At 73.2% G+C, this 16,376-nt stretch carries 15 protein-coding genes and 1 pseudogene; 12 read left to right on the plus strand and 4 right to left on the minus strand.

Annotated features, from left to right (window positions below):
- The first annotated feature begins 12 nt into the window (after positions 1–12).
- From ACH54P_RS48555 to ACH54P_RS48570, 4 genes are read left to right on the plus strand one after another with little or no spacing between them, the layout of a single operon-like run.
- Positions 13–1,449, plus strand: coding sequence for a rhamnulokinase (locus tag ACH54P_RS48555; RefSeq protein WP_489910094.1), 1,437 nt, complete (start codon positions 13–15; stop codon positions 1,447–1,449).
- Positions 1,446–2,171, plus strand: coding sequence for a (Fe-S)-binding protein (locus tag ACH54P_RS48560; RefSeq protein ID WP_489910095.1), 726 nt, complete (start codon positions 1,446–1,448; stop codon positions 2,169–2,171). Before ACH54P_RS48555 ends, ACH54P_RS48560 begins: the two co-directional genes overlap by 4 nt.
- A 17-nt stretch (positions 2,172–2,188) precedes the next feature.
- The gene (locus ACH54P_RS48565) at positions 2,189–3,637 is read left to right on the plus strand and encodes a lactate utilization protein B (RefSeq protein ID WP_489917059.1); all 1,449 of its coding nucleotides are present in this window, start codon (positions 2,189–2,191) and stop codon (positions 3,635–3,637) included.
- Positions 3,634–4,221 carry a LutC/YkgG family protein gene (locus ACH54P_RS48570; RefSeq protein ID WP_489910096.1) on the plus strand — a complete coding sequence of 196 codons (588 nt, stop codon included), beginning with the start codon at positions 3,634–3,636 and terminating at the stop codon, positions 4,219–4,221. Before ACH54P_RS48565 ends, ACH54P_RS48570 begins: the two co-directional genes overlap by 4 nt.
- On the opposite strand, the gene ACH54P_RS48575 is transcribed toward ACH54P_RS48570, so the two are convergent.
- Together ACH54P_RS48575 and ACH54P_RS48580 are read right to left on the minus strand one after the other, a co-directional pair.
- Positions 4,202–5,413: an MFS transporter gene (locus tag ACH54P_RS48575; RefSeq protein ID WP_489910097.1), complete on the minus strand. Its 1,212-nt coding sequence runs from the start codon at positions 5,411–5,413 to the stop codon at positions 4,202–4,204. The two genes, ACH54P_RS48570 and ACH54P_RS48575, sit on opposite strands and share 20 nt — an antisense overlap.
- An 84-nt stretch (positions 5,414–5,497) precedes the next feature.
- The gene (locus ACH54P_RS48580) at positions 5,498–6,442 is read right to left on the minus strand and encodes a LysR family transcriptional regulator (RefSeq protein ID WP_489910098.1); all 945 of its coding nucleotides are present in this window, start codon (positions 6,440–6,442) and stop codon (positions 5,498–5,500) included.
- 85 nt (positions 6,443–6,527) lie between these two features.
- On the opposite strand from ACH54P_RS48580, the gene ACH54P_RS48585 reads away from it, so the two are divergent.
- Genes ACH54P_RS48585 through ACH54P_RS48605 form a run of 5 tightly spaced genes read left to right on the plus strand, consistent with a single transcriptional unit; the run spans position 6,528 to position 11,673 of the window.
- The gene (locus ACH54P_RS48585; RefSeq protein WP_489910099.1) at positions 6,528–7,490 is read left to right on the plus strand and encodes a cyclase family protein; all 963 of its coding nucleotides are present in this window, start codon (positions 6,528–6,530) and stop codon (positions 7,488–7,490) included.
- 23 nt (positions 7,491–7,513) lie between these two features.
- Positions 7,514–8,629 carry an FAD-dependent oxidoreductase gene (locus ACH54P_RS48590; RefSeq protein WP_489910100.1) on the plus strand — a complete coding sequence of 372 codons (1,116 nt, stop codon included), beginning with the start codon at positions 7,514–7,516 and terminating at the stop codon, positions 8,627–8,629.
- An 11-nt stretch (positions 8,630–8,640) separates the two neighbouring features.
- Positions 8,641–9,579, plus strand: a complete 939-nt coding sequence (locus tag ACH54P_RS48595; protein ID WP_489910101.1) for a VOC family protein — start codon at positions 8,641–8,643, stop codon at positions 9,577–9,579.
- Positions 9,579–10,484 (plus strand): fumarylacetoacetate hydrolase family protein, encoded by a 906-nt coding sequence (locus tag ACH54P_RS48600; RefSeq protein WP_489910102.1) that lies wholly within the window; start codon positions 9,579–9,581, stop codon positions 10,482–10,484. The genes ACH54P_RS48595 and ACH54P_RS48600 overlap by 1 nt, the downstream gene beginning before the upstream one ends.
- Positions 10,485–10,527: 43 nt before the next feature.
- On the plus strand, positions 10,528–11,673 hold the full coding sequence (locus tag ACH54P_RS48605; RefSeq protein ID WP_489910103.1) for an alpha/beta fold hydrolase: 1,146 nt from the start codon (positions 10,528–10,530) through the stop codon (positions 11,671–11,673).
- A 2-nt stretch (positions 11,674–11,675) separates the two neighbouring features.
- On the opposite strand, the gene ACH54P_RS48610 is transcribed toward ACH54P_RS48605, so the two are convergent.
- The gene (locus tag ACH54P_RS48610) at positions 11,676–12,395 is read right to left on the minus strand and encodes a helix-turn-helix transcriptional regulator (RefSeq protein WP_489910104.1); all 720 of its coding nucleotides are present in this window, start codon (positions 12,393–12,395) and stop codon (positions 11,676–11,678) included.
- A gap of 116 nt (positions 12,396–12,511) precedes the next feature.
- On the opposite strand from ACH54P_RS48610, the gene ACH54P_RS48615 reads away from it, so the two are divergent.
- From ACH54P_RS48615 to ACH54P_RS48625, 3 genes and pseudogenes are all read left to right on the plus strand, one after another.
- A complete protein-coding gene (locus ACH54P_RS48615) occupies positions 12,512–13,048 on the plus strand; it encodes a DUF2231 domain-containing protein (protein ID WP_489910105.1) in 537 nt (178 codons plus the stop codon).
- A gap of 53 nt (positions 13,049–13,101) precedes the next feature.
- Positions 13,102–14,301, plus strand: a complete 1,200-nt coding sequence (locus tag ACH54P_RS48620; RefSeq protein WP_489910106.1) for an NAD(P)/FAD-dependent oxidoreductase — start codon at positions 13,102–13,104, stop codon at positions 14,299–14,301.
- 7 nt (positions 14,302–14,308) lie between these two features.
- Positions 14,309–15,131, plus strand: a pseudogene (locus tag ACH54P_RS48625) (IS5 family transposase).
- Positions 15,132–15,140: 9 nt separating this feature from the next.
- Here ACH54P_RS48625 and ACH54P_RS48630 read toward each other — a convergent pair.
- Positions 15,141–16,367, minus strand: coding sequence for a serine/threonine-protein kinase (locus tag ACH54P_RS48630; RefSeq protein ID WP_489910107.1), 1,227 nt, complete (start codon positions 16,365–16,367; stop codon positions 15,141–15,143).
- Between the last annotated feature and the right edge of the window lie 9 nt (positions 16,368–16,376).

The raw sequence follows: 16,376 nt of genomic DNA on the forward strand, positions 1-16,376 counted from the left end.
GAGGAGATCATGATGCGTCTGGCCGCCGTCGACCTCGGCGCCACCAGCGGGCGGGTGATGACGGGGAGCGTCGGGCCCGGCCGGCTGGAGCTGACGGAAGTGCACCGCTTCCCGAACGGTGGGGTGCGGGTCGCGCACCCCACCGGGTCGACGCTGCACTGGGACGTCCTCGGCATCCACCGCGAGGTGCTGGCCGGGCTCCGCGACGTGGGCGAGGTGGCCGGGATCGGCATCGACTCGTGGGCGGTCGACTACGGGCTCCTCGACGCGAAGGGCGCGTTGCTCGGCAACCCCGTGCACTACCGCGATCCCCGCACCGACGGCGTCCCTGAGCGGGTCCAGCGGACGATCTCCGCGCGGGAGCTGTACAACGTCACCGGGTTGCAGCAGCTGCCGTTCAACACGCTGTACCAGCTCGTGTCCGAACTGGACCGGCTGGCGGCGGCCGAGACGCTGCTGCTCATCCCGGACCTGCTGGCGTACTGGCTCACCGGACGGGTGGGCGCGGAACGCACGAACGCGTCCACCACCCAGCTCTACGACGTCCGCGCCCGGACCTGGGCGACCGGCCTCGCCGAGCGGGTGGGCATCCCGGCTCGGCTGCTGCCGCCCCTGCGTGAGCCGGGGGACACGATCGGCACGCTGCTTCCGGAGATCGGGCCGACGCCGGTCCCCGTCATCGCGGTCGGGTCCCACGACACCGCGTCGGCGGTGGTCGCGGTCCCGGCGGAACCGGGGACCAACTTCGTCTACATCTCGTCCGGGACTTGGTCGCTCGTCGGCCTGGAACTCGACGCGCCCGAACTCGGCGATGCCGCGCTGGCGGCGAACTTCACCAACGAGTCCGGAGTGGACGGCACGATCCGCTTCCTGCGCAACGTGATGGGCCTGTGGGTGCTCACCGAGACCCTGCGCACCTGGGGCGTGACCGACCTGGCCGCCGTCCTCGCCGAGGCGGCCGCCGCACCCGCGCTCGCGGCCGTCGTGGACATCGACGCGCCCGAGTTCCTGCCGCCGGGGGACATGCCCGCGCGGATCGCCGCCGCGTGCCACCGGACCGGGCAGCGGCCACCGGAAAGCCGGGGCGAGGTCGTCCGGTGCGTCCTCGACAGCCTCGCGCTCGCCTACCGCCGCGCGGTCCGGCAGGCGGCGGAACTATCCGGCCGTCCGGTCGACGTCGTGCACGTCGTCGGGGGCGGAAGCCGCAACGAGGTGCTGTGCCAGCTCACCGCGGACGCCTGCAACGTCCCCGTGCTCGCCGGGCCGGTCGAAGCGGCGGCCCTCGGCAATGTCCTGGTGCAGGCCCGCGCGCTCGGCGCCGACCTGCCCGACCTCGACGCGATGCGCGCACTCGTCCGCGAGACCCAGCCGCTGCGGCGCTACCGGCCCGCCGGGGGCGACTGGGCGGCGGCGGAAGCCCGCCTGACCGCGATCGGAGTGGGCGCGTGAAGGTCGCCGTCCTCGTCACCTGCATCAACGACTCCCTGTTCCCGGACACCGGCAAGGCGGTGTTCCGGCTGCTGCGCCGCCTCGGCGTGGACGCCGGCTTCCCCGAGACCCAGACCTGCTGCGGCCAGCCGATGATCAACACCGGCTACCTCGACGAAGCCGTCCCGGTGGTGCGCACGTTCGCCGAAGCGTTCGCGGGCTACGACTACGTCGTCACGCCGTCCGGTTCCTGCGCGGGCTCGGCCCGGCACCAGCACGGGCTCGTCGCGCGGCGGGCGGGGGACCCCCGGCTCGCCGAAAGCGGGCCGAAGGTCCGCGAGCTGAGCGAGTTCCTCGTCGACGTCCTCGGCGTGACCGACGTCGGCGCGTACTTCCCGCACCGCGTCACCTACCACCCGACCTGCCACTCGCTGCGCATGCTCGGGGTCGGCGACAAGCCGCTGCGGCTGCTGCGGGAAGTGCGCGGGCTCGACCTGGCCGAGCTGCCCGCCGCGGAGGAGTGCTGCGGGTTCGGCGGCACCTTCGCGGTGAAGAACGCGGAGACGTCCACCGCCATGGGCGCGGACAAGGCCCGGCACGTCCGGGACACCGGAGCCGAGGTGCTCGTGGCGGGGGACAACTCGTGCCTGCTGCACGTCGGCGGCCTGCTGTCGCGGCAGCGGTCCGGCGTCCGCGTGCTGCACCTGGCCGACGTGCTGGCTTCGACCGAGGAGAACGCGTGAGTGCCACGTTCGTCGGCATGCCGGCGTTCCCGGCGGCGGCCCGGGAGGCGCTCGCCGACAGCCAGCTGCGCCGCAACCTCGCCCACGCCACCGGCACGATCCGCGCCAAGCGCGCGGCCGTCGTCGGCGAGGTGGCCGAGTGGGAGGAGCTGCGCCTCGCGGGCGCGGCGATCAAGGACAACACCCTGCGCCGCCTCGACGAACACCTCCTGACGCTCGAAGCCGCCCTGCAGGCCAACGGCGTGACCGTGCACTGGGCTCGCGACGCCCGCGAAGCCTGTGCCGTCGTCGCCCGCATCGCGCGGGACCACGGCGTCGACGAGGTCGTCAAGGTCAAGTCGATGGCGACCCAGGAGATCGGCCTCAACGAGGCACTGGCCGAGCACGGCGTCACCGCCTGGGAAACCGACCTCGCCGAGCTGATCGTCCAGCTCGGCGACGACCTGCCCAGCCACATCCTCGTGCCGGCGATCCACCGCAACCGCGCGGAGATCCGGGAGATCTTCCGCCGCGAGATGGCCGCAGCCGGCCGTCCCGCCCCCGACGGCCTGACCGACGACCCGGCCGAGCTCGCCGGCGCGGCCCGGCTGCACCTGCGGGAGAAGTTCCTGCGCGCGAAGATGGCCGTCTCCGGCGCGAACTTCGCCGTCGCCGACAGCGGGACCCTGGTCGTCGTCGAGTCCGAGGGCAACGGCCGCATGTGCCTGACCCTGCCCGAGGTGCTGGTTTCGGTGGTGGGCATCGAGAAGGTCGTGCCGACGTGGGCGGACCTGGACGTGTTCCTCCAGCTGCTGCCGCGCTCGAGCACGGGGGAGCGGATGAACCCGTACACCTCGACGTGGTCCGGGATCACCCCCGGCGACGGGCCCCGGGAGATGCACGTGGTGCTGCTCGACAACGGGCGGACCCGGGCCCTCGCCGACGAGGTCGGGCGGCAGGCGCTGCGCTGCATCCGGTGCTCGGCGTGCCTCAACGTCTGCCCGGTCTACGAGCGGACCGGCGGCCACGCCTACGGCTCGGTGTACCCGGGACCGATCGGCGCGATCCTCAACCCGCTGCTCAAGGGCGTCGGCGTCGACGAGCAGACCGACTCGCTGCCCTACGCCTCCAGCCTCTGCGGCGCGTGCTTCGAGGCCTGCCCCGTGCGCATCGACATCCCCGAGGTCCTGGTGCACCTGCGGGCGAAGGTGGTCGACGCCCACCGCGGCGGAGCGCCGAAACCCGAGGCGGTGGCGATGAAGTCGGCGTCCTGGGTGCTCTCGGACGCCCGGCGCCTCGGCCTCGCCGAACGCGGCCTGGGACTCGCGAACCGGGCGCTGACCCGCTTCGGCCGCCGCGTGCTGCCGGGCGGCCGTCGCGGCCTGGCTCGCCTGCCCTGGCCCGGTTCACTGTGGACGAACGCGCGGGACCTGCCCGCCCCGCCGCGCGAGTCGTTCCGCTCCTGGTGGCGAAGGGAAAAGCGATGACCGCGCGCGAGGAGATCCTGGCCGCGGTCCGCGGTGCGTTGCGGGACGCGGACCGGACGGAGGCGGTGGTTCCGCGCGGCTACCGCGCGGTCGCGGCGCCGGACGTCGTCGAGCTGTTCGCCGAGCGGGTGGTCGACTACCGCGCGGCCCTCACCCGCTGCACGACCGCGGAACTGCCCGGCGCCCTTCGCGCGGCCCTGGGTTCGCTGCGGAAGGTGCTGGTGCCCGCCGGCTTCCCGGTCGAGGTCCCCGGAGCCGTGGCCGCGGAGGTCGCGGCGGAACTGACGGAGTTCGACGCCGTCGTCACCACCGCCACGCTCGGCATCGCGGCCACCGGCACCCTGGTGCTCGACCACGGACCGGGCCAGGGACGGCGCGCGCTGAGCCTGGTACCGGACGTGCACGTGTGCGTGCTGCGCGAGGACCGGATCGTCCCCGGCGTACCGCAGGCGGTGGCCGCCCTCGATCCGGCGCGGCCGCAGACGTGGATCAGCGGCCCGAGCGCGACCAGCGACATCGAGCTGACCCGCGTGGAAGGCGTGCACGGGCCGAGAACCCTCCACGTCATCGTCGTCGCGGAGTGACCCGAGGACGGTGGCCCAGCCGCACGGCGAGCGCGAGGACGAGCGTGGCGGCGCCGACGACCAGCAGGGCCGGGGAAAGGCCGGTCGTGGCTCCGGCCAGGGCCAGCACCACCAGCGGGCTCGCGAACTGGCCGATGAACAGGGCCGAGGTCCACAGGCCCGTGCCGCGGCCGCGCTGGTCGAACGTCAGGTCGCCCAGGGCCCACGTCAGCAGGGCGGGCAGCAGCAGCCCGTTGCCGAGGCCGGTCACGACCGCGCCGAGCACCACCACGGGCACCGAGGGTGCCAGCGCGAGGCCGAGGATGCCCAGTCCACAGAGGACGAACGCCGCCGGGATGGTGACGGCGGGACCCCGCTTCGCGAAACGCGGGAACAGGAACGCCGCGACGGCCGTGGCCAGGGACGCGATCGCGCTGACCAGCCCGATGGTCGCGGTGGCCGTGACGCCGATGCCGTCGAGCACGTAGGACAGTTCGACGATCAGGACGTAGAACACGAGTCCGCCGGCCAGGGTGACCCCGACCGGGGCCAGCAGGCCGCGCCACGGCAGGGGCGGCAGCTTCTCGCGCGCGTGGCTCCGCGGCGGCTGCCAGACGACCTTGGCCGCGACGAACGCGAGCGGCAGGCTGACCGCGTAGAGCCAGAACGGCGTGCGCCAGCCCCAGGAGCCGAGCAGGCCGCCGGCGGCGAAGAAGACCGTCGCGGCGACCGTCGTGTAGACCGTCTGCAGGCCGAAGTACCCCTCCCGCCGGGATCCGTGGAAGTAGTCGCCGAGCAACGTCGTGCAGCACGTCATGATCGCGGCCTCGGTGAGCCCGACCAGGACGCGGCTCGCGACGATCAACGGCAGGGAGGACAGCCAGAGCGGCGCGGTCCCGACCACGGCGTAGACGACGAGCGCGCCCACCAGGAGCCGTTTGCGGCCGAGCCGGTCGACGACGCGGCCGGCCGGCGACGCGGTGAGCCCGATGACGAGGGCCGGCACGGTCAGCACCATCGGGGTGAGGGTGGTGACACCCGGGGTGCCGGCGAAGGCGTCCTGGATCCGCGGCAGGACCGGGGCGAGCAGCACCGCGCCGAGCACGGACAGGCAGCTGGCGAGCAGCAGCACGAGGGCCTGGGCGGGGCCGGCCCGCCGTCCGGTGGCCGGGTCGGCGGGGAGCGCGGGAGCGGAGACGGACGGGTCGGGCACGGGCAGCTCCGGGAAGGCACCGAGCCGGTCGTCGGTGACCGGCGTGTGCGTCGAAGTGTCGGTCCCGGTGCGGGGGAACGGAAATCACTTCCGCCGAAGCGGGGCATCCACGCCGTCGATGCCGATCATGGCCGTGGCCGCCCGCACGACGACGTCGCGCAGGTAGCGGTGCTCGGGGTTGTCGTCGTACATCGGGTGCCACCACATGGCTTCCACCAGCGGGCTCGCCTCGAACGGGCACGGCAGCGCCCGCACCCCGAGCTCGTCCGGGATGCGGTCCGCCAGCCGCCGCTGGAGGAGCGCGACGCGGTCCGTGCCCGCGACGAGACCCGGCACCGTGAGGAACGTTTCGGTGACCACCTGGACGTGCGGCTCGATGCCGAGCATGCGCATCTGCCGCGCGGCGGGCGTGGAAGCGGTGGGACCGTGGTAGGTCACCACCCACGGCATGGTCTCCAGCTGGGCGGTGGTCAGCGACTCCCCGACGCCGGGGTTGCCCGCGGCGACCAGGCACACCCACTCGTCGCGGTAGAGGTCCTGGTGCGGCAGGTCGCCGACGAACCCGTGCGGGATGACCAGCAGGTCGGTGTGCACGAGTTCGTGGACGGCCGCGTCGACCATCCTCGGGGTGTTCGCGGGGAACCGCAGCCGCGCGCCGGGCGCCTCCTCGGCGAGCCGGGCCGCGATGCCCGGGCCGAGGACGGCCACCCCGTAGTCGCTCATCAGCATCGAGAACTCCCGCGTGGACGACGCGGGGGCGAAGTCGGGTTCCGCCGCGAAGACCCGCTCGGCGCCGGACAGGGCGACCCGCACGCGTTCCTTGAGCTGCACCGCCAGCGGCGTGAGCCGGTACTGGTTCCCGGCCCGGGCGAGCAGGTTGTCGTGGAAGTGCCGGCGCAACCGGCCCAGCTGCGCCGACACCGCCGGCTGGCTCAGCCCCATCCGCTCGGCCGCGCGCGTCACGCTGCGCTCCTGCAGCAGGGCGTCCAGCGCCACCAGCAGGTTCAGGTCGAGCCGGGCGAGGTTCACAACGGACCACGGTATCAACGCCGCTGATATCACGCATTAACGATTTCGTCTTCCCTGATACCGCTCGGCCACCGACAGTGAAGGCGTGGACCGAACCGATCCCGAAGGCGCGATCGCCGCGGCCGCCGCACGCTGCTCGAACCGGGGCCGCTGGGGCGACGGCGACGTCCTCGGCACCCTGAACTTCCTCGACGAGGCGAAACGCCGGGAAGGCGCCGCGCTCGTCCGGCGCGGCGCGAGTTTCTCGCTGGCGCAGCGGTTCGACGCCGACGGCCCCCAGAAGGGCTGGCGGCGGCGCACCAACCCCGTGCACACCATGCTCGACACCGGCACGGACGCCGAACGCGGCACGCAGGGCTTCCCGCACGGCATCGGCGGGGCCGACGACGTGGTGTCCATGCCGTTGCAGGCCTCGACGCAGTGGGACGGCCTCGGGCACATCTTCGACCACGGCATCGCCTACAACGGCCGGCGCGCCGGCGACGTCGTGACCAGCGAAGGCGACCGCGTCACCGGCATCGAAACCACGGCCGGGCTGATCGCGGGCCGCGGGGTGCTCCTGGACGTGGGCCGGGTGTTCGGGGACGACGGCGAGCTGCCCGACGGGTTCGCGATCACCGCCGACCACCTGGAAGCCACGCTCGGCGAGCACGGCGACACCGCGCGGGTCGGCCGCGGCGACCTCCTGCTGGTGCGGACCGGACGGCTCACCCGCGCCCGGCGGGAGGGCTGGGGCGACTACGCCGGCGGCGACTCGCCCGGCCTGTCCTTTTCCACAGTGGACTGGCTGCACGGCACGGAGATCGCCGGGATCGCCACCGACACCTGGGGCGTGGAGGTCCGGCCCAACGAGTTCGACGGCGCTTTCCAGCCCCTGCACCAGGTCGTCATCCCGCACCTCGGCCTGTTCCTCGGCGAGATGTGGGACCTCGACGCCCTGGCCGCCGACTGCGCGGCCGACGGGGTCCACGAGTTCTGGCTGACCGCCGCCCCGCTGCCGGTCACCGGCGCGGTCGGCGCCCCCGTCGCGCCCATCGCCGTCAAATAACCCTTCCGGACCAAGGAGTTCCCATGTGCGCGGTCGACGACGTCCTGGTGATCGGCGGCGGTCTCGCCGGGACCGCCACGGCGATCCTGCTCGCCCAGGCCGGCGTCACGGTCGACCTCGTCGAGGTCAAGCCGGACGTCGCCGCCCTCGGCTCCGGGATCACCCTGCAGGGCAACGCCCTGCGCGAACTGCGCCGGCTCGGCGTGTGGGAGCGGGCCCGGGCGGCGGGGTTCCCCTTCGGCCGCCTCGGCCTGCGCGCGCCGGACGGGACCCTCCTGGCCGAGGTGCCCGACGTCCGCAGCGGCGGCGCGGACCTGCCCGCCGGCATGGGCATGCCCCGGCCGGCGCTGGCCCGGATCCTGCTCGACCGCGCGGCCGAGACCGGGGTGAAGATCCGGTTCGGGGTCACCGCGACCGGACTGGACTCCGGCGGCGGCGCCGCCTTCTCCGATGGCTCGGCCGGGCGCTACGACCTGGTGGTCGGCGCCGACGGCATCCGCTCCGCGACCCGCCGGATGCTCGGCGTCGACGGCGGCCCGCGGCCCACCGGCATGGGGATCTGGCGCGCGTTCGGGCCCCGCCCGGCGTCGGTGACCCACACCGAGCTGTACTACGGCGGGACGTCCTACCTCGCCGGGTACACCCCGACCGGCGACGACTCGCTCTACGCGTTCATCGTCGACGACTTCGCCGACCACAGCGGACTCACGCCGCCGGAGCGGCTCGCCACGATGCGCCGCCTGGCCGCCGCCTACCACGGGCCGTGGGACGAGATCCGGTCCACTCTGGACGATCCGGACCGGGTGAACCACACGCGGTTCGAGACGCACGTCCTCCCGGCGCCGTGGCACCGCGGCCGGGTCGTGCTCATCGGCGACGCCGCGCACTCCTGCCCGCCGACCCTCGCCCAGGGCGGCGCCCAGGCCCTCGAAGACGCGGCCGTGCTGGCCGAGCTGCTGCTCACCCGCGACGCCGTCGACGAGGACCTGTGGGCGGCCTTCACCGCCCGCCGCCACGACCGGGCCAGCACGGTTGTCGAGGCCTCCAACCAGCTCGGCCGGTGGCTGTTCGACCGCGAGCGGGGCGACGTGCCCGGTCTCGTCCGCCGCATTGGCGAGCTCGTGTCCCGACCCGCCTGAAAGGAACCACCGTGACCCCCCGCCTGATCACCCACCTCCGGCACGTCGACCTGGCCGTGCCCGACCTGGCCCGCCAGCAGGACTTCTACACCGGCGCCTGGGGCCTGGCCCGCGAACACTCCGACACCGGTATCGCGTTCCTCGCCGCCGAGGGCTCGCCGGAGCAGTACGTCGTGCGGCTGCGCCAGGCCGCCGACAAGCGGATCGACCTGATCGCGTTCGGCGCCGCGACCTCCGCCGACGTCGACGCGCTGGCCGCCCGGCTGGCCACGGCCGGGGTGACGCTCGTGCACGAGCCGCGCGCCCTCGACACCCCCGGCGGCGGGTACGGGTTCCGGTTCTTCGACAACGAGGGCCGCACGATCGAGATCAGCGCCGGCGTGGCGACCCGGACCCACCGCCGCATCGGCGAAGGCGAGTCCGTCCCCGTGCGGCTGTCGCACGTGGTGGTCAACTCCGCCGACCCGGAGGGCACCCGCGCCTTCTACGAACGCCACCTCGGGTTCCGCCTGTCGGACACGCTCATGCACCCGCGGATGGGGGAGATGATGTACTTCCTGCGGATCAACGCCTGGCACCACAGCCTGGCGATCGCCCGCGGGCCGCACCCGTCGCTGCACCACGCGTCGTTCGAGCTGCGCGGCCTCGACGAGTACATGCGCGGCACCGGACGGCTGCTGCGCGCGGGCGTCGAGAAGATCTGGGGCCCGGGACGGCACCTCGCCGGCCACAACACGTTCTCCTACTTCCTCGACCCGCACGGCAACACCGTCGAATACACCACCGAGCTGGAGCAGGTCGACGAGGACACCTGGCACCCCCAGCTGCACGACTTCTCGAAGCCCGAGGTGTCCGACCAGTGGGGCACCGCGAACGCGATGGACGAGTTCGTCGCGAGGAAGTCGTTCAACGACCCCGACAAGGGCCTCTTCGTGGCCCCGCCGGTCTGATGCGCCTCGCCACCTTCGACCACCGCGGAACCGTCCGCGCCGGCGTCGTCTCGGGTGACGGCGTCCACCCCTTCCCGGCCGGGGTGACCGTCCTGGACCTGGTGCGGTCCGGCCTGCCCGCCGCGCTGGACGCGGGCGCGTCCGTCCTCGGTGGACCTGCGGTGCCGCTGGCCGAGGTGCGGCTGCTGCCGCCGCTCGAGCCGCCGTCCGTGCGGGACTTCGTCGCCTTCGAAGAGCACGTCGAGGGCATGGTCGCCCCCGATCCGGTGCCACCCGAGTGGTACGAGGCTCCGACGTTCTACTTCACCAACCCCGGCGCGCTGGCCGGCGCGCACGACGACGTGGCGATCCCGCCGGGTTCGCGGCTGTTCGACTTCGAGCTGGAGGTCGCCGCCGTGCTGGGTCCCGAAGCGATCTTCGGCTACACCGTCTTCAACGACTGGTCCGCCCGCGACCTCCAGCGCCGCGAGATGAAGGTGGGACTGGGCCCGGCGAAGGGCAAGGACTCGGTCACCACGCTCGGGCCGTGGCTGGTGACCGCCGACGAGTTCACCGTGGACGGTGACGGCTTCCTCGACCTCGCCATGCGGGTGTCGGTCAACGGGGCCGTGATCGGGCACGACCGGCTGTCGAACATGGCCTGGCCGTTCGAGGAGCTCGTCGCCTACGCCGCCCGCGGCACCCGCGTCCGGGCCGGGGACGTGCTCGGCTCCGGCACCTGCGGCAACGGTGGCTGCCTCGCCGAGCTGTGGGGCCGCCGCGGCACGCAGGACCCGCCGCCGCTGAAGCCGGGCGACGTCGTGGAGATGACGGTGGAGGGCATCGGGACGATCCGCAACACGGTCGTCGCCGGGATCGACCTGCCGCCGGTGCGCGTGGCCCGTCGCCGGGGCCGGTCGCGATGAGGGCAGCACAGTGAAGCAGCACGAACCCTGAGAGGAAACCCCCGTGTTCGAGTACTTTCCCGGCAACTACGTCTGGAACCTTGGCGTCGTCGCGACGCTCAACAGCGGCGGCCTCATCGACGAGGTCGACCGCGCCTGCCGGCCCATCCGCGAGGCCGCGGCCCAGGGCGAGGACGCGGGCACCCCGGAGTTCCTGCGGGCCTGGACGGCCCTGACCGACCAGCTCGTCACCCAGGCCGAAGAGGCCGAGAAGGCCGGTCACACCCGCACCGCGGGGCAGCTCTACGCCCGCGCGACCAACTACCTCTGCCAGGCCGAACGCCTGCAGAGCGCGTCGGCGCCCGGACGGCTCGGCACCTACCGCCGCGTCCTGGAGCTGCAGCAGAAAGCCTTCGACCTCAAGGATCCCGCCCTCACCCGGGTCGCGATCCCCTTCGAGGGCACGACGTTGCCCGCGTACTTCAGCCCGGCGCCGGGCGGGGGCCCGTCGCCGGTGATGATCATGTGGAACGGCCTGGACTCGACGAAGGAGCACATGTACTCGTCCGGGCACTGGGCGGAGCTGGCCGCCCGTGGCATCTCGACCCTGATGGTGGACTGCCCGGGTTCCGGCGAGGCGCTGCGGCTGCAGGGGCTGACCGCCCGCGTCGAGACGGAGGGCTGGGCCACGGCGTGCGTGGACTACCTCGAAACCCGCGACGACGTCGACGCCTCCCGGATCGGCCTCGTCGGCTGGTCACTGGGCGGCTACTACGCGCCGCGCGCGGCGGCGTTCGAGAAGCGGCTCGCCCTGGTGGTCGCGTGGGGCGCCAACCACGACTGGGGTGCGGTGCAGCGCCGCCGTCTCGAGCGCGAAGGCGAGCGGCCGGTGCCGCACTACTGGGAGCACGTGCGGTGGGTCTGGGGGCACGACGACCTCGGGACGTTCCCCGACTTCGCCGACGCGGTGCACTTCGACGGGGTGGCCGAGCGGATCACGGTGCCGTTCCTGATCTGCCACGGGGAGAACGACCGCCAGATCCCGGTCGCCTACGCCCACCGCTCGTACGAGCAGGCGGTCCGCAGCCCGAACCGCCACCTGCGGCTGTTCACCGCGGAGGAGGGGGCGACCGAGCACATCGGCCTCGACCACCTGTCCCACACCAGCACCTACATCGCCGACTGGGTCGCCGGCGTCCTCGGCCGGTAGCCCTACCGGGCCGCGGACGGCGTGCCGGTGCTGTCCTCGCCGGGCCGGAGCTCCACGCAGCATTCTCCCGCGCGGGGGTCGAGGACGGCTTCGACGGTCGGGGCACGCAGGCCGTCGAGCACGCCGCGCAGGAACGCCTGGTTGATCCCGCACACCAGCTCGGGCGCCTTCGCGGCCAGCGGGTGGAACGGGCAGTTGCGCAGCCGCAGGCAGGTCGGGGTTTCCCGGTCCGGTTCGAAGCCGTGGCGCTCGACCACCGCCGAGGTCAGGGTCAGGGCCCGCTCGGTGCCGAGGCGCCCGGGCCGGACCTGGTCGCGTTCGGTCGCGCCGAGGGATTCGCCGTGCCGGTGCGCGGCGCGCAGGGCGGCGTCGCGCGCCGTTTCGCCGCTGCCTTCCTCGAGGACGGCGTCCAGCAGGATCTCGGCCAGGACGTCGTGCTGGCGCGGCGGGATGCTCACCTGCACCTCGAGGTCGGAGGGCTCGTAGACCTTGGGGGCCCGGCCGACCTTGCGGATCCCGCCGGCGAACTCGTAGCGCGTCCGCAGCAGCCCGGCCGCGACCAGCTTGTCCAGGTGGAACGCCGCCAGCTTGCGGGAGATCCCGACCGCTTCGGCGGCTTCGTCGCGGGTGACCGGATGCCGGGACCGGCGGATGTGGGCGTACATACCGCGCCGCAACGGGTCGTCGAGCGCGGCGAGCGTGCTGATCGGCTCCCCGTTCATGACCGCAGACTAACACCGACATGGGTGTCCATAACTCCGATCGGGTAACGCTCACCAGGCGCACTTGACCGCGCCCGCCAATAACGCCAAACTTTGTTGGCGAAAAGGAGTGAGCCATGACCGAAGATCCCGAACCGGCGAAGCGGCCGGTGAACGCGGTGCTGGCCGGCCCGTACGGCCATCCGTTCCACCCGATCCTGGTGACCGTCCCGATCGGGGCCTGGATCTCGAGCCTGGTGTTCGACATCGGGTCGCGGATCGTGGACGATCCGGGCTTCCTGGCGCGGGGATCGGTCTGGCTGATCGCCATCGGCGTGCTCGGCGCGCTCGCCGCGGCGTCGGTCGGCGTGCTCGACCTGCTGGCGATCCCGCGCGGCACCCCGGCGTTCCGCACGGGCCTGACGCACATGAGCCTCAACCTGGCCGTCACCGCCGCCTACGTCGTGGGGTTCTTCTGGCGGCGGGCGGACACCGGCGGCCCGGTCGGGATCGGCCCGCTCGTGCTGTCGGCCGCCGCCCTCGTCGTGCTCGCCGCGTCGGGCTACCTCGGGGGGAAGCTGGCCTACCGCTACGGCGTGCGCGTCGCCGCCGAGACCACCCAGGCGGAGGGCTACCGGCCCAGCCACGGACCGGCCGCTTCCCACCGGGGCTGATCTCCGGGCCCTTCGCCCCGCCCGAAACCGCATCAAACCCGAGGAGCTGATCCGTGGTACCCCCGACGTTCGTGATCATCGGCGCCGGCCTGGCCGGCGCGAAGGCCGCCGAGGCCTTGCGGGGCAAGGGATTCGACGGGCGGATCGTCCTGCTCGGCGACGAGGACGACCGCCCCTACGAGCGGCCGCCGCTGTCGAAGGACCTGCTCACCGGCAAGGCCGGCCGCGACAGCGTCTTCGTCCACGACGAAAGCTGGTACGCCGGGCACGACGTCGACCTGCGGCTCGGCACCCTCGTCACGGCGATCGACCGCACCGCGCACGAGGTCGGGCTCGCCGACGGCAGCCGCGTCGGGTACACCAAGCTGCTGCTGGCCACCGGCGCCGAACCGCGCGCCCTGCCGGGCGCGGAAGACACGCTCCGGCTGCGCCGGCTCGGCGACGCCGACCGGCTCCGGCAGGTCCTGGCCACCGGCTCCCGGCTCGCCGTGGTCGGGGCCGGGTGGATCGGCCTCGAGGTCGCCGCGGCGGCCCGGCAGGCCGGCCTGGACGTCACGGTGCTGGAGGCCCTCGACCTGCCGCTGCTGCCCGCCCTCGGCCGTGAAGCCGCCCAGGTGTTCGCGGACCTGCACACCGCGAACGGCGTCGACCTGCGCTTCGGCGTCCAGGTCCGCGAAGCCGGCCCCAAGGGCGTCCGCCTCGCCGACGGCACCCACGTCGACGCGGACGCCGTCCTGGTCGGCATCGGCGCGGTCCCGAACACCGCGCTGGCCGAAGCCGCCGGGCTGGCCGTGGACAACGGCGTCCAGGTCGACGCCCACCTGCGGACCGCCGACCCCGACGTCTTCGCCGCCGGCGACGTGGCCGCCGCGTACCACCCTTCGCTCGGCCGCCACCTCCGCGTCGAGCACTGGGCCAACGCGCTCAACCAGCCCGCCGTCGCGGCCGCCGGGATGCTCGGCGAGGACGAGACCTATGACGAGCTGCCGTACTTCTACACCGACCAGTACGACCTCGGGATGGAGTACCTCGGCCACACCGCGGGTCACGACCGCGTCGTCTTCCGCGGCGACGCCGGCGCGCGGGAGTTCATCGCCTTCTGGCTGCGGGACGACCGGGTGATCGCCGGGATGAACGTCAACGTCTGGGACGTCACCGACCCGATCAAGGCCCTCATCCGCTCCGGCCGCCCGGTGGACGCCGAGCGCCTGGCCGACCCCGCCGTGCCGCTCGACGGGCTCGCCGCCGGCTGATCCTGCTTTGATCTTGGTTGTGGTGCGCAGGCATGAGCTGACTGATGAGCAGTGGCAGGCGATCGAGCCCTTGCTTCCGGCCTCCGGGGCGTAGGGGCGTCCGCGGGTCGATGACCGTCGGGTGATCAACGGGATGTTGTTCAAGGCCGAGACCGGTGTCGCGTGGCGTGATCTGCCGGAGCGCTACGGGCCGTGGAAGACGGTCTACAACCGGTTCTGGCGCTGGTCGCGTTCAGGGACCCTGGCGATGCTGGTGACTGGCGTGCAGGTGGTTGCCGAGGCGATCGACGAACTCGACCGGGAAGTCTCGGTCGATTCCAGCATCGTGCGGGCGCATCAGCACGCGGCGGATCATGCCATCGGCCGGTCCCGTGGCGGACCCACAACCAAGATCCCTCTCGCCTGCGACGGCCATGGACGACCCCTGTCGATCGTGCTGACCGGCGGCAACGTCAACGACTGCACCATGTTCACCCAGGTCATGGCGGGCATCGAGTTCCGTCGCTCAGGTCCCGGCCGTCCGCCGACCCGGCCGAGTCGGCTCCTGGCGGACAAGGGCTACTCCAGCCGCGCCATCCGCTCTTACCTGCGCCGACAGCGCATCCCGGCGACCATCCCCGAACGCCGGGATCAACGAGCCAACCGGCTGCCGCGGCCGAGCCGGTGGACGCCCACCAGCCTTCGACCGCACCGCCTACAAACGCCGCAACATCGTCGAACGCTGCTTCAACCGCCTCAAACAGTTCCGTGCCATCGCCACCCGATTCGACAAGACCGCCACCTCCTACCGAGGCATGATCGACCTGGCCACCCTGCTCATCTGGCTTTGAGGACAGGCCCTAGCGCGTGGCCCGTGGACCTTTCGCCTTCCCCGGGTGGGGGTCCTTCTTCGCCGCCGGTTCGGGTGGCCCGGCCGCCGGCGGTCCGGCTGGGGCGGGTGTGCGCACGGCGACCGGCCTGACGGGGGGTGGCTCCTCCTGCCGAGGCGTGGTTGTCACGACGGTGGTCAGCGTGGAGGCCGGCGCGACGGTGCCGCCGGACTCGGCCGTGGTGGGCATCGGCCGCGCACCGATCGGCGGGGTCCCCGGCTGGGTGCCGTTGAACAGGACCGGCACGGTGAGGGCGGCGGCGCCGATGGCGAGGGCCGCGACGGCCGCCGCACGCTTCTTCGTCAGGTTTCGAGGGGGTTTCGCGGTGGCGAAGGGCGCCTCGATCACCGGCTGGGTCAGCTCGGAGTGGATCGCGGCGGCCGTCGGGCGGACGCCCGGCTCGCGCGCGGTCATGCGCTCGAGGAGGCTCGACAGGGCCGCCGGCAGGCCCGGAGGGATGATCGGCGGCCGGCTCAACCGGGCCATGGCGGACTCGGCCATCGTGCCGGGGTACTCGCGTTCCCCGGTGAGGCACTCGAGCAGGATCAAGCCCAGTGCGTAGACGTCCGCCGGCGGGCCGGCCGGTTCGCCCACGACCTGCTCGGGAGCCATGTAGGCGGCGGTGCCGGCCACCGTGCCGGTCGCGGTGATCCGGGTGACGTCGGGGGCGTGGGCGATGCCGAAGTCGGCGATGAGCGGACCGTCCTCGCCGAGCAGGATGTTGCTCGGCTTGAGGTCGCGGTGGGTCACCCCGAGGGCGTGCAGGTGGGCCAGTGCGTCCGTCAGCGGGATCGCCAGCGCGGTCACTTCGCCGGGCCTCAGCGGGCCGCCGAGGAGCCGCTCGGCCAGGTTTTCGCCGTCCACGAGCTGCATGACCAGGTAGGTCCGGCCGGCTTCGGCTCCGCTGTCGAGCAGCGCGACGACGCCGGGGTGCTCGACGCTGCCGTGGATGCCGACCTCGCGCAGCTGCCGTCGCTGTTCCGAGTCGACCAGGTCGTGGTTGAAGATCTTGACGGCGACTTCCCGGCGGGTGTGCCGGTCGTAGCCGCGGTGGACCCGTGACGTCGCTCCGGTGCCGAGGAGGCTCCCGACCTCGTAGCGATCACCGAGCGCGGGCGGCACGCCGCCGCCGCTTTCCAGGACCAAGTGCGGCCGCGTCGCCTGGTCGCGGTCGTCGGGATGGGGATTGCTCTCCACCGGGGTCAC

This window comes from Amycolatopsis sp. N2S4-7 (assembly GCF_058119595.1).

Excerpts from the sequence above, each read along its gene's own strand:
- ACH54P_RS48555 (WP_489910094.1), top strand. The coding sequence starts at position 13 with ATGCGTCTGGCCGCCGTCGACCTCGGCGCCACCAGCGGGCGGGTGATG.
- ACH54P_RS48565 (WP_489917059.1), top strand. The coding sequence starts at position 2,189 with ATGCCGGCGTTCCCGGCGGCGGCCCGGGAGGCGCTCGCCGACAGCCAG.
- ACH54P_RS48570 (WP_489910096.1), top strand. The coding sequence starts at position 3,634 with ATGACCGCGCGCGAGGAGATCCTGGCCGCGGTCCGCGGTGCGTTGCGG.
- ACH54P_RS48590 (WP_489910100.1), top strand. The coding sequence starts at position 7,514 with ATGTGCGCGGTCGACGACGTCCTGGTGATCGGCGGCGGTCTCGCCGGG.
- ACH54P_RS48600 (WP_489910102.1), top strand. The coding sequence starts at position 9,579 with ATGCGCCTCGCCACCTTCGACCACCGCGGAACCGTCCGCGCCGGCGTC.
- ACH54P_RS48610 (WP_489910104.1), bottom strand. The coding sequence starts at position 12,395 with ATGAACGGGGAGCCGATCAGCACGCTCGCCGCGCTCGACGACCCGTTG.
- ACH54P_RS48615 (WP_489910105.1), top strand. The coding sequence starts at position 12,512 with ATGACCGAAGATCCCGAACCGGCGAAGCGGCCGGTGAACGCGGTGCTG.